The organism is Aquiflexum sp., from assembly GCF_041751335.1.
GTDB lineage: Bacteria > Bacteroidota > Bacteroidia > Cytophagales > Cyclobacteriaceae > Aquiflexum.
In genome coordinates, this window is the sequence record NZ_JBGSXS010000018.1 from 1 (window position 1) to 11266 (window position 11266).

Genomic DNA, 11266 nt, shown 5'->3' on the forward strand with positions numbered 1-11266 from the left:
ACGGCTATTCTGTTTTCTGCGGAGTTTAAGTCAAAATAAATTCAGCACTCATGCCATGACTCAATCAGATGTGTTAAAGAATTAGAGGATATCTTTAAAAGTCATGGCATGAATTATAAATTATAAGATTATGCACAAATCTGCCAGTAAATAGGCAAATCAATAGAACACAAAGGTAAATGCTTCAAAGCCTGTTACATCGGTCTTCGGTCATCGGTCACATCAACCAGGGTTTGGACCTTACTTACAAGAAAGCATACAACTATTATAAATTATTTCAAAGGAGAAAAAGGCAAAAGATTTAGATAAACAGATTCAACTTTTTGGACAATCTTGCCATTCCTTTCAGAAGCATCTCTCACCGTAATCCAAGCAGGGTCTTTGCCGAATTTTTCAAAGGAGGCTTTGCCTGCTTTTTCATCTTTGTGTGCCAGTAGATAAACGAGTTTCTGTTGTTCACCATTTTTTTCTACAGAATACCAATAAACTACATTGGTCATTCCATGTTTCTGAAACAACTCACGTGTATAATCCCTAAACCTCGCATGGATGGCATCTACTTTACCGGGAAACATATAATAAATTCTCAACTCAAACACCCGTTTGCCTACATTTGTATCCCTGATTATTTCAGGAGTCAATTCTGGGGCAATGGTCATAAATACCTGGTCAACTTTTGCCACTAGTGGGCCATTTGCCTCTGAAGCTTTATAAGCTTTCTGCCAATCAGGATCATTTGCAAATTTATTCCAAAGTATATCTCTAGATTCCTGGTCTGGATATGCCAAAATAAATGTTAAAGTATTGCTTGATTCATCCGCTGGGATAAAATAGGCAAAATTCTCAATACCATTTTTCTCGAATAACCTCAGTGTATGGTCTTCAAATCTTTTGATCAAGTCAGGCCTTTTTCCCACATTAGCGGTATAGGTCCTCATTTCATAATACTTGGATTCTTGAGCCTTTACAGGTATTATGTTTATGGTAAGTAGAATTAAGGTAAGGATGGTCAATCTTTTCATAATTAGGTACGGTTAAATGTATTTTTCATTATTGGTTTCTTTTTTTCCAGCCTATGAATGCCGAATAAGATAAAACTGAGGCAATAATCAAAAGCCCAAATGTTTCTCTCGCCTCTTCTGATTCTTGGGTTTTCATGCTCAAGTCTTTATTTTGAATTTCAAATCCAATCCATTCTCGAACAGAATCCGGGAAAAAATAAACGGCTCCAATGACACAAGTAACAATCGCAATACTCAATGGGATCAAAGGATGTTTGCCTCTAGCTGCCATTGCCGAAAACAATATAGCAACAGCATAAATGGTTACCCAAATCTCAGGATCAGGATCATTGATCTGCCAATAAGCGAATAACGAAAATCCGAAGATCCAGAAAAGGAAAAAATATTTAGGGAAATTTTTCATAGCAATGGATGGGTTAAGATTTAGTTGTTTGGGTATAATGTATGTTCGCAATGATGCCAGTAAAATGGAAATTCAATATAATTATTGTCATGAGATAGAAATGTCCGGTACTTCGGTTTCCCGTCCTGCCTGTAATAGAATATTGGCTCAATGGCAAAGTAGGGGATATCCATTTTGGGTATTTAAGTTTTGATAAAGTTAATTTTTGATTTCTATTAAAAGAGAGAATATTTGAAATATTTTGGTTTATAATATAAACTACTTTACATTTGTTGACATAAAAAAAATATTGCTATGAGAAAACTACTTTTATTTGCAGGTTTGGTCTTCGGGTCATTTTCAGTATCGGCACAAATGACATCTGAACAGGCCTTGGAAAAAATATCTTTCATTAAAGGCCAATGGCAAGGGGCAGCCAATGTCAATACCGGGCCTGGACAAACTATCGTCCTTGATCAACATGAAAGTGTTGAATTGAGGTTGAGTGGAAAACTTTTGAGTATTGAGGGGAAAGGGTACAATGAGGGGAAGTTAGAGTTTAATGCGTTTGCAGTGATCACTTTCGATGAAAGCAAACAGGATTATGAGATGCAAAGTTGGCTCAGCACCGGTGAAAAAACACAAGCCTATATCAAGGTTCACAATGATGACCAATGGGAATGGGGTTTTGATCTTCCCCAAGGGAAAGTGAGGTATTTTATTACCTTGAATGAAAAAGGACAATGGAGCGAGAAAGGCGATTTTTCCCCCAACGGGAGTGTTTGGTACCCGAGCTTTAGTATGTTGTTGGACAAAAAATAAAAGGACGAAAAATGGAAAAGACTAAAAACTGGGATGAAGCTGAAAGCCTTCAGTTGATCCGCTCAATGATAGAAAGCACCAAATACCAGGTGTATTCAGATAGATTTCTTTATTTTTTGTGGGGCTATGCCACATTGGCCTGTGCGGCCACGCATTATCTTTTGGCATTTGTAATTGGCTATGAGCATCCGTATGTTGTTTGGTTGATTATGCCACTCATAAGTGTAATTCATTTTATTTACATCAGGAGAAAAGTGAATTCTTCACAAGTGGTTACTTTTCCCGGCAGGGTCATGCAGGGGATTTGGGGTGGGATGTTTATGGCTGTCATTGGAATGGTCATTGGTGCATTTCATATTGGCTGGGAGTTTGTCTACCCAGTATTTATGATGCTGTATGGTGTTGCCTGCTTTTCAACAGGTTCCGCTCTTCAGAATAAATATTTGAATTGGGGAGGAATCCTAAGTATTGCATTGGGAGTGTTTGCATTTTTTCTAATATTTCAATTTCAATTACTTTTGCTGATGTTGGCCATCATTGTGAGCTACATTGCACCCGCCCATTTGATGAAACCCAATAATTAAGATGTTCAAAAATCTGGATCCTCTTCTCCACAGTCAATTGAGACTTGCGGTAGTTTCATTATTGATGGCTGTGGAAGAAGCGGAGTTTAACTATCTCAAAGAGAAAACCGGCTCAACATCTGGGAATCTAAGTGTTCAGATTTCCAAACTGAAGGAGGCCGGTTATATTGATGTTGAAAAAACATTTCGTGACAATTTTCCCTTGACTACCTGCAAAATCACCACTAGGGGCAAGGAAGCTTTTGAAGGATATGTCACAGCTTTGGAAGGCTATATCCGGCAAAAGGATTGAGTTTTTAAAACCTAGGGATTTTTTGAAGAGTGTATAAATTTCTCTATTTTGTTTCAAATAATTTTTTAGAATGTCATGAAAACACCCTATTTCAAATAATTGATGGAACAAAAGATTGAGTATAACCAAAAATTCATTTGGTTGGTCAGTTTGACAGCCGCTTTGGGCGGATTTCTATTTGGGTACGATTGGGTAGTGATCGGTGGGGCCAAACCGTTTTATGAACCTTTTTTTAATATCACTTCACCAACAGACCAAGGCTGGGGAACAAGTTCCGCTTTGGTGGGATGTATGTTGGGTGCTATCCTATGCATCATTTTAAGTGACCGATTGGGACGGAAAAGGTTATTGATATTTTCCGGATTCCTTTTTTCCCTTTCTGCCATTGGAACAGCTTTATCCGATACCTTTTGGGGGTTTAATTTCTATAGGATAGCCGGAGGAGTAGCCATGGGAATAGCACTCAATCTTTCCCCACTGTATATTGCGGAAATCGCCCCTCCCGAGAAACGGGGCATGTTTGTCACCATCAATCAATTGTTGATTATGATAGGTGTGCTGCTGGCCCAATTGGTCAACTGGCAGATTTCCTTATTGGATACGATGATGCCTGATGAGGCTTCTTTTGAGCAGATTGCGGCTAGTTGGAATGGGAATTATGGCTGGCGGTGGATGTTTGGAGTCGAAGTGATTCCTGCGATGCTGTTTTTTACCCTGATGTTTTTTGTACCGGAAAGTGCCCGATGGTTGGTCAAAAACAATGAGGAGTCAAAAGCAAGGAAGATTCTTCAAAGAATTGGAGGAGAATTTTATGAGAATCTTGCCGTCGCTGAGATAAAAACAACAATACGAAAAGAAGACCTGGCCAAGGTCAACTTCAAAGAATTGCTCAACAAACGTGTGGTCAAGTTTTTGGCCATTGGCATATTTTTATCTTTTCTCCAACAATGGAGCGGAGTGAATGTGATCATTTATTATGCAGCTGACATATTTCAGGCAGCAGGTTATACCTTGAAGCAGATGATGCTCAACATAGTGGTCATCGGTTCAGTGATGGTGCTGTCTGTATTTATTACCATTTTCACCGTTGACAAATTTGGAAGAAAAAAACTGCTACTGATTGGCACTTCAGCCATGACATTTTTATACCTGCTCATCGGATATTCTTTTTATGTTGATCAGGGTGGATGGGTGGTGGTATTTTTGGTATTGGCCAATGTGATGTTTTACTCCTTTACCCTTGCACCTTTGTTGTGGGTGGTTTTGTCCGAGATTTTTCCGACAAGGATTAGGGGTGCAGCCATGTCTATAGCTGCTTTGGCGCATTGGGTTGGTAATTTTACCCTCACTTATTCTTTCCCTACAATAAAGGAGAATTTGGGTTGGGCCAATAACTTTTGGTTGTATGGGATAATCTGTGCTGTTGGATTTGTGGTTTTATATCTTGTCCTTCCGGAGACCAAAGGAAAATCATTGGAGCAGATAGAAAGGGAGTTGGGGTGAGGTGGTAGGTGCTGACCATTGGGGTTTTTAAAACCCCGAAGGTCTTTTACCCTTTTAACAGATTAAAAACCTCTCTACATACCATAAAACTTCGAGGTTTGAAAAAAAATCCAAAGGTTGAGACTCCAAAGGTTAAGCTTTAAGCCTCTCTATTTTTCTCGTCAATGCGTTTCTTCACACCTTCTGATTTCTCTTCTTTATTCCTTCCGATTCTTTTTCTAAAAATCAAAAATACAATGATGATGATTGCCGGAATCACTAGATAAATAACAACATTACTGGTTTCCGATAGGTCAATAGGTCCACGTGGCCTGGGAATATCCTGTTGCTTTTGGGAATAGGAAAGAAATGGAATGAATAGAAATGCCAAAAGAAAATACTTAGCGGCAAAAATAATCTTAATGTGTCGGTTCGTTTTCATAAATAATTGGTTTTCTTCAATATAGTAAAAATTGAATTGATTTTAAAATTGGAAATATCACATTCAAAAAAACTTAATATTTATAATTGGAAATTCGCATTAAACTTTTAAGTAAGCAGAAGCGTAGCTGAGGATTTTTCCATTAAAGATAAAAAACCCGCCTATTCCCTTTTCCTAATTCTTTCCCTTACGATTTCTTTATGCTCCTCGGGTATTTTATATTCAAATTCGGCTTCAAGTCCAAGTTGTTCAAATAGCTCTAAACAGAGCGTGAATTTTTCTTCCGGGATTTTTAGGGTTACCTCTCTCATGATTTGGTCTTTTAGCCGCTGCGAATTGAACCTATGAAGTCAATTGAAGCAAGAAGAATTATCTGGCTTCCAGATGGTTCTTTCATTGAGTATCAAACTGGCATCAATTTCAGATTCCTGACCTACTACACCCAAAAGAGTACCTTCACAATTATATGCTGTGATGACAGTATTGCAATGGGGACAACAGTTTCTCATTATAAAAATAGTTTCTCCGGTATATTCGGCTTGAGTAATGTAAAAATAACTGCCAAGTCCAGATGGTTCAGAAGACGATGTTATTTCAGCCAACCATGTCAATTCTTTTACGGGATTTTGTACACCGCAGGCTTCAAACGTAGGTTCCTCGGCTTTTTCCAGGCATGAAAATCCTGCAAATAAAACCATCATAATTAGATAAGAAAGTTTTTTCATCTTTTCTGAATTTAAAGGCCGGAATAAAATATAGAACAAAGGCACAAAATAAATAAGCCCACATTTCTTCTTTACGTCAATTCTCCCGACAGGTTGTTCCCCGGTACAATGGTGTAGTTGAACACGTTGCAGTCTGAAGACTGCCTCTAATTTTGTCCAAGTCAAAGATTTGAACCAATGGGTCTTGTTTCTTGAATCTTGGTTCTTATTTCTAAATAAAAACCACCCTCAAACTCTTCGCCCCATGCGCCCCAATCACCAGTGATTGCTCGATATCTGCGGTTTTGGAAGGGCCGGCAAGAAAGAGCCCGAAACCGGAATGTTGGTTTCCGATTTTTTGGTAGGCGGTATGCATGTTGGAGACTAGAGATTTTTCTTCCAAAACAATTACCAAATGCTCGGTAATAAAAGGCAATGCCCTTAAACCCATATTATCATCTGTCAGCCAAATCCCTCCGTTTTCTGCTACCCCAAACTGCCCTTTGATAATGGCCACTTCCAAATCTGCCAAATCATGGGGATCTTTTACTAATTCCAGGGTACCCAAATCTGGAAAGTTTTTAGAAAGGTCAATGATTTTGGTAAATCGGTTGATTTCCAAAAACTCCCTTAATTGTTTTTGATCGATCACCTCTCCTTTATTTCCTTTAATGGATTGAATAAAAAGCTCTATTAATTCTAGCTTTAATTCAAAATCAGGAATTTCAGGCAAGGGCTTTTGCTCCATTGGGATGGCTTTTATTTTAGCTAAAATATTGTCTCTGCTACTCACGACCTGTTCTTTTTGTACCATTCTTTAAAAGTTTCTTTTGGAGTTTCGGGCAGATCTCGCTGCTTGCCCCAAGTATTCAAACCCGAATAGGTGATGCTGTCAGGAAGGATTTTTAAGGCTCCACGCATCATGGCCCCGCTGACTTTATAAGCAAAGGGAACAGCAAAAATACCATTGGCGATTTTCATGGAAATGCTTTTGGCATTGGTGCCCTGGTCCTTGGTGATTTCCTGCCTCCATTCATAGAGTTGCTCGTGAATGTTGATCTTAACCGGACAGACATCCGAACAGGACCCACAAAGGGTCGATGCAAAAGGCAATGAGCTGTGTTTTTTCAAATCCAGACCTGGAGATAGGATTGAACCTATTGGGCCGGGTACCACTGAACCATAACTGTATCCCCCACTTCTGCGGTAGATGGGACAGGTATTCATACATGCACCACATCGGATGCATTTCAGGGAATTTTTGAATTTTTCTCGTCCCAACTGTTCGGTTCGGCCATTGTCCAACAGGACAATATGGATTTCTTTATCGGGCGAAGGCGAACGGAAATGGGAATTGTAATTGGTAATGGGCTGCCCTGTAGCAGAGCGGGCCAATAGGCGGAGGAATACCCCAAGGTCTTTTCGCCTGGGAATGATTTTTTCTATGCCCATACAGGCAATATGTACATCGGCCAGGTGTACCCCCATATCGGCATTTCCTTCATTGGTGCAGACCACAAATTCACCTGTCTCGGCAACTCCAAAATTAACACCTGTAATAGCAACTTTCGCCCCAAGGAATTTTTCCCGCAGGTGCACCCTTGCAGCATGGGTCAGGTAAGTTGGGTCTTCGTTGCCTTTTTCAGTTTGCAGTTTTTCATGGAATATCTCCGAAATATCCCTTTTTTTCAGGTGAATGGCTGGAAGTACTATATGGCTTGGCGGTTGATTTAGGAACTGCACGATACGCTCACCCAAATCTGTATCTACTACCTCTACGCCGTTTTCTTCCAGATAAGGATTGAGATGACATTCTTCTGTCAGGATGGATTTGCTTTTGACGATGGCCTTGCATCTGTGTTGTTGGAGGATGCTTAGGACAATTTGATTATGTTCTTCCGCATCTTTGGCCCAATGCACATGGATGTTGTTGGCTTTGGCATTTTTTTCAAATTCAATAAGATAATTGTCCAAATTGGCCAGTACATTGTCTTTGATCCCGGAAGCAAGCTCCCTTAACTGCTCCCATTCCGGAATAGCCTTGCTGATGGTGTCACGCTTGTCCCTGACAAACCACAGCGTCTCGTCATGCCATTTGGATTTGGCACTGTCTTCCAAAAATTCTGATGCTTTGGCGGGGTGGCTCATGAGATGGCTTCGTTTAGGATTTCGGCGATGTGTTTGAATTGTAGTGGTTGTTTGTTCCTGCGTGCTATTCCTTCCAAATGCATGATACAGGACATGTCCCCACCCGTCAGAACTTCCACACCGTGGACAAGGTGGTCTTCCAAACGGTCTTTTCCCATCTGTACGGATAGTGCTTCCTCAGTGACGGCGAAAGTCCCCCCAAATCCGCAGCATTCATCTTTTCGGGTCAATTCCACCCATTCCAAGCCTTCAAGATGCTTCAGGAGTTGCCGGGCTTTATTGAAAGGCGTTTCATGCAGTTCACTTGCGGAAGCCAACCGCAGTCCCCGCTGTCCATGGCAGGAAGCATGGTAGCCTACTTTGTGTGGATAGCTTCCCTGAATAGAATCTACCTTTAAAATATCGGCGATGAATTCCGTCAACTCGTAGATTTTGTGTTGTGTGGCATGCTGTTCAGATTCTAAACCGGGAACAGTTGGGGAATGTTCTTTGACATGCAGCACGCAAGAACCGGAGGGGGCTACGATATAGTCATAGTCTTTGAAGGTTTTTAAAAAGTGTTTGGTGGTACCAACGGTGTCCCGTTCATAACCCGCATTGGCCATGGGCTGACCGCAACAGGTCTGTCCCATGGGATAGGTCACCTGGCAACCCAGTTTTTCCAACAATTCCAAAGTGGCAATGGCTACATTGGGGTAGAATTGGTCGACGTAGCAGGGGATGAAGAGGGCGATATTTTTATTGAATTTCATGATTCTCTAAGATACATATTATTGGTATTGATATTGGTGGATATTGGATATTCATTGATACCTGCCTGCCGTCTTTAGGCAGATTGGTTCAAGATTCTTAGGTGTTGTCAGAAATGAGTTATCTAACCAGCCTCAGGGAGGACAAGTATCCACAAGTATCAATTAGTATCCATCAATATCTTTGTTAATATCCACCTAACTCTGATTTATCATTTTTGGAATTTTTGAATATCAAAAAATATCAGGGAATGATTATCCTGTGGTGTAAGGTATGAAATTCTTATGATAAGTTTTGTTCAAATGCTAAGCATGGAAGTTGTTATTATTCTAAGCAATTCACCTTGCACTTGTGACCATTAAAAGTAGTCCTCTTGTTTTGCATTATATTTTCAGTAGATTTCTGTTCTCAAGTTAGCCCTTATGAGAATTCTGGTTATTTCAATTTATGTTTTTCTTTTTTTCAGATGTTCTCAATCCAATGAACTAAAAGATGCTGGGATTGAAAAGTATAAGATTGATACCCTTATGATAGATTCAGGGTCCGACATCATTTATCTTAAGGAAAATCTCACTTATTCTGGATTGTCAATAGATCAGAAAAAGTTATTCAATATCGACGTTGAGCAATTGAAACTGCAGATTATTGATCTGGAAACGGCAAGATTAGAGAAGGAAGTGCTTTTAGAAAGGGAAGGGCCGAATGGGATTGGGGATTGGTTTATAGGATTTAAGGTTTGGGATGATTCCACATTTGTTCTTCAAGGGGATAATAGATTTTACAAGGTTGACTTAGAGGGTAATCTAAAAGAAAAAATAGGATTTGACCATTTGTTTTATGTTCAGGAAGAATTGGCAAAAAGATTTGGACATACAGGTTTTAAAATACATCAGAATAAAATTTACAACGTCATTACAACTTTTGGAAAACCTGAATTCAATTTGTTGATTTATGACTTTAAAGAAGATGTTTATGAATTGAAAGAAATTCCCGGTTCTGAGAATTTGATTAGCAGTACTGTAATTACCTACTTGGGGAAATCAAGTTTTACTTATGTAACAGGTTTTTCTATAGTGGATTTTTCAGATGATTTTATTTTACACAATCGATCTTATCCACAAATGGCTGTTTATAGGACAAATTCTGATTCAATTCAGCTTATCAATTCAATATCAAACTTCTACGAAGATGTCCCAAAAGTAGACAAAATCAAGGAAGTGCATAGTGAAAAGGAATCCGAAGATTTCAAGAGGGATCTTGAAAAAAGAATGTCATTCCTTATCCCAATATGGGATGAGGAAAACCAGAAAATCTTTAGATGGGGTTATAAGCTGTCTTCAATAAATGTCGAAATGGAAAACCCTGAATATGACAATTACCTTTTTGTCATGGACAAGGATTTGAATATTGTAGAGGAATTTCTGATTCCGGAATTCCGGATAAAACCTTACAGGATTTTTATAGTAGACAATCAAATCTATCTCTATCATAATTTTGAGGATGAACTAGGATTTATTCGCGTTAGATTGGATTTTTTAAAAACTGGGCCATAGCAAATATGGAAAATCTGGATAAAGTTCATTTCAATGAAGCAGTTAAAAAAAGTGTAGTCAGGAGGATTCCAAGAGATCCAAGTTTTCTGTTCACATCAATGTGAAAAAGTCTTTTGGTTTCTCCCAGATACCACAGATGACCACAGAAAAAATCTGTGCAAATCGGGATAAGCCGTGAGCCCTTTTTTGATCCAAAATTATCAGATAGTATGGATTCCATACAAGGGAACATTGACAAGCCAATCCTCTTTTCTGTAGTCCGATAATGAAGTTCTGATAACTTTCTGTCCAAAAGAAATAGTTTGAAAGCACTAAAATCCTCATGAGCTTTAAGAGGAATTCCAGCTTTTGAGATCCGGTTTACACTTTTTCAAAGGAAAAAGTGTGTCAAACTACATTTATTCAAAGGAAAAAATGTGATTGAGAACATTTTTATGAATGAAAATAACCGCAAATGAATCTTATAAAAGCGATGAATGACTTGAATAGGCCTCTTTATTCCTTCTTGTTGTGGAATCCACTAAGAATATCTTTAATTAAAACTATGGAAGGTGCCCAAGAAGAAGCCAATCCAGTGATTGGAATAGTGCAGTTGAAGAGATGATTTTTTTTTACAAGCCAACGAATCCCTCAAATTCCTTTCTGTTTACCACCGCCGTCTGATGTTCCGGATAGGATTGGAGAAAAGACGCAGGAAATCTGACTTTCTGATATTTCCATTTGAATTCAAAGGCATACCGAATTTTTAGATTGTAATCTAAAAAATACGCCTGATTTTTCGATTACGTTCTAAATATTAGGACCGATTTTTAGAATTCATTCTATTATTCTACCAAGAAATCTGAAAAATTAACCTCGCTAAAAAATATCAAGAAATAAATATCCATAAGTATCAACTAATATCATTCTATACCAAAAGTTTAAATTTTGATATAAGATTTGGACTTAACAAACCTGTTTCATGATAACTTTCGATACATGATATAAGCATTCGTCATTCCTAATTGCATGTGATTAAAGGCTTCCGGAATTTCCCCGATGATTTTAAACCCCAATTTCTGCCACAACCTTACTGCCCCTTGGTT

General features: G+C 38.8%; 14 protein-coding genes. 6 read left to right on the plus strand and 8 right to left on the minus strand.

The window, feature by feature from the left end:
- Positions 1-272: 272 nt before the first annotated feature.
- On the minus strand, positions 273-1022 hold the full coding sequence (locus ACEW8U_RS00820) for an NIPSNAP family protein (protein WP_373520131.1): 750 nt from the start codon (positions 1020-1022) through the stop codon (positions 273-275).
- A gap of 28 nt (positions 1023-1050) precedes the next feature.
- Entirely contained in the window at positions 1051-1425 is a 375-nt protein-coding gene (locus tag ACEW8U_RS00825; RefSeq protein WP_373520132.1) for a transmembrane 220 family protein, read from the minus strand.
- A 294-nt stretch (positions 1426-1719) separates the two neighbouring features.
- On the opposite strand from ACEW8U_RS00825, the gene ACEW8U_RS00830 reads away from it, so the two are divergent.
- The 4 genes from ACEW8U_RS00830 to ACEW8U_RS00845 all read left to right on the plus strand — a co-directional run bounded on the left by ACEW8U_RS00830 (position 1720) and on the right by ACEW8U_RS00845 (position 4605).
- The gene (locus ACEW8U_RS00830) at positions 1720-2226 is read left to right on the plus strand and encodes a hypothetical protein (RefSeq protein ID WP_373520133.1); all 507 of its coding nucleotides are present in this window, start codon (positions 1720-1722) and stop codon (positions 2224-2226) included.
- An 11-nt stretch (positions 2227-2237) separates the two neighbouring features.
- Positions 2238-2810: a hypothetical protein gene (locus ACEW8U_RS00835; RefSeq protein WP_373520134.1), complete on the plus strand. Its 573-nt coding sequence runs from the start codon at positions 2238-2240 to the stop codon at positions 2808-2810.
- A 1-nt stretch (position 2811) separates the two neighbouring features.
- Positions 2812-3102, plus strand: a complete 291-nt coding sequence (locus ACEW8U_RS00840) for a winged helix-turn-helix domain-containing protein (RefSeq protein WP_373520135.1) — start codon at positions 2812-2814, stop codon at positions 3100-3102.
- A 102-nt stretch (positions 3103-3204) separates the two neighbouring features.
- A complete protein-coding gene (locus ACEW8U_RS00845) occupies positions 3205-4605 on the plus strand; it encodes a sugar porter family MFS transporter (protein WP_373520136.1) in 1401 nt (466 codons plus the stop codon).
- A 139-nt stretch (positions 4606-4744) separates the two neighbouring features.
- Here ACEW8U_RS00845 and ACEW8U_RS00850 read toward each other — a convergent pair whose 3' ends face one another.
- The 6 genes from ACEW8U_RS00850 to ACEW8U_RS00875 form a co-directional block, all read right to left on the minus strand.
- Positions 4745-5026, minus strand: a complete 282-nt coding sequence (locus tag ACEW8U_RS00850; RefSeq protein ID WP_373520137.1) for a hypothetical protein — start codon at positions 5024-5026, stop codon at positions 4745-4747.
- Between the two features lie 161 nt (positions 5027-5187).
- A complete protein-coding gene (locus ACEW8U_RS00855) occupies positions 5188-5337 on the minus strand; it encodes a hypothetical protein (protein ID WP_373520138.1) in 150 nt (49 codons plus the stop codon).
- A gap of 39 nt (positions 5338-5376) precedes the next feature.
- The gene (locus ACEW8U_RS00860) at positions 5377-5751 is read right to left on the minus strand and encodes a hypothetical protein (protein ID WP_373520139.1); all 375 of its coding nucleotides are present in this window, start codon (positions 5749-5751) and stop codon (positions 5377-5379) included.
- A gap of 211 nt (positions 5752-5962) precedes the next feature.
- Positions 5963-6544: a lactate utilization protein C gene (locus tag ACEW8U_RS00865; RefSeq protein ID WP_373520140.1), complete on the minus strand. Its 582-nt coding sequence runs from the start codon at positions 6542-6544 to the stop codon at positions 5963-5965.
- Positions 6520-7878: a lactate utilization protein B gene (locus ACEW8U_RS00870; protein WP_373520141.1), complete on the minus strand. Its 1359-nt coding sequence runs from the start codon at positions 7876-7878 to the stop codon at positions 6520-6522. The genes ACEW8U_RS00865 and ACEW8U_RS00870 overlap by 25 nt, the downstream gene beginning before the upstream one ends.
- Positions 7875-8630 carry a (Fe-S)-binding protein gene (locus tag ACEW8U_RS00875; RefSeq protein WP_373520142.1) on the minus strand — a complete coding sequence of 252 codons (756 nt, stop codon included), beginning with the start codon at positions 8628-8630 and terminating at the stop codon, positions 7875-7877. Before ACEW8U_RS00875 ends, ACEW8U_RS00870 begins: the two co-directional genes overlap by 4 nt.
- A gap of 420 nt (positions 8631-9050) precedes the next feature.
- Here ACEW8U_RS00875 and ACEW8U_RS00880 point away from each other — a divergent pair, with 420 nt between their 5' ends.
- Both ACEW8U_RS00880 and ACEW8U_RS00885 read left to right on the plus strand, forming a co-directional pair.
- Positions 9051-10181 (plus strand): DUF4221 family protein, encoded by a 1131-nt coding sequence (locus ACEW8U_RS00880; RefSeq protein ID WP_373520143.1) that lies wholly within the window; start codon positions 9051-9053, stop codon positions 10179-10181.
- 454 nt (positions 10182-10635) lie between these two features.
- Positions 10636-10785, plus strand: coding sequence for a hypothetical protein (locus ACEW8U_RS00885; RefSeq protein WP_373520144.1), 150 nt, complete (start codon positions 10636-10638; stop codon positions 10783-10785).
- Positions 10786-11266: the final 481 nt, after the last annotated feature.

Bases quoted from the DNA above. Each gene is read 5' to 3' on its own strand.
- ACEW8U_RS00820 (WP_373520131.1), bottom strand. From the start codon at position 1,022: ATGAAAAGATTGACCATCCTTACCTTAATTCTACTTACCATAAACATA.
- ACEW8U_RS00825 (WP_373520132.1), bottom strand. From the start codon at position 1,425: ATGAAAAATTTCCCTAAATATTTTTTCCTTTTCTGGATCTTCGGATTT.
- ACEW8U_RS00830 (WP_373520133.1), top strand. From the start codon at position 1,720: ATGAGAAAACTACTTTTATTTGCAGGTTTGGTCTTCGGGTCATTTTCA.
- ACEW8U_RS00835 (WP_373520134.1), top strand. From the start codon at position 2,238: ATGGAAAAGACTAAAAACTGGGATGAAGCTGAAAGCCTTCAGTTGATC.
- ACEW8U_RS00840 (WP_373520135.1), top strand. From the start codon at position 2,812: ATGTTCAAAAATCTGGATCCTCTTCTCCACAGTCAATTGAGACTTGCG.
- ACEW8U_RS00845 (WP_373520136.1), top strand. From the start codon at position 3,205: ATGGAACAAAAGATTGAGTATAACCAAAAATTCATTTGGTTGGTCAGT.
- ACEW8U_RS00850 (WP_373520137.1), bottom strand. From the start codon at position 5,026: ATGAAAACGAACCGACACATTAAGATTATTTTTGCCGCTAAGTATTTT.
- ACEW8U_RS00855 (WP_373520138.1), bottom strand. From the start codon at position 5,337: ATGAGAGAGGTAACCCTAAAAATCCCGGAAGAAAAATTCACGCTCTGT.
- ACEW8U_RS00860 (WP_373520139.1), bottom strand. From the start codon at position 5,751: ATGAAAAAACTTTCTTATCTAATTATGATGGTTTTATTTGCAGGATTT.
- ACEW8U_RS00865 (WP_373520140.1), bottom strand. From the start codon at position 6,544: ATGGTACAAAAAGAACAGGTCGTGAGTAGCAGAGACAATATTTTAGCT.
- ACEW8U_RS00870 (WP_373520141.1), bottom strand. From the start codon at position 7,878: ATGAGCCACCCCGCCAAAGCATCAGAATTTTTGGAAGACAGTGCCAAA.
- ACEW8U_RS00875 (WP_373520142.1), bottom strand. From the start codon at position 8,630: ATGAAATTCAATAAAAATATCGCCCTCTTCATCCCCTGCTACGTCGAC.
- ACEW8U_RS00880 (WP_373520143.1), top strand. From the start codon at position 9,051: ATGAGAATTCTGGTTATTTCAATTTATGTTTTTCTTTTTTTCAGATGT.
- ACEW8U_RS00885 (WP_373520144.1), top strand. From the start codon at position 10,636: ATGAATCTTATAAAAGCGATGAATGACTTGAATAGGCCTCTTTATTCC.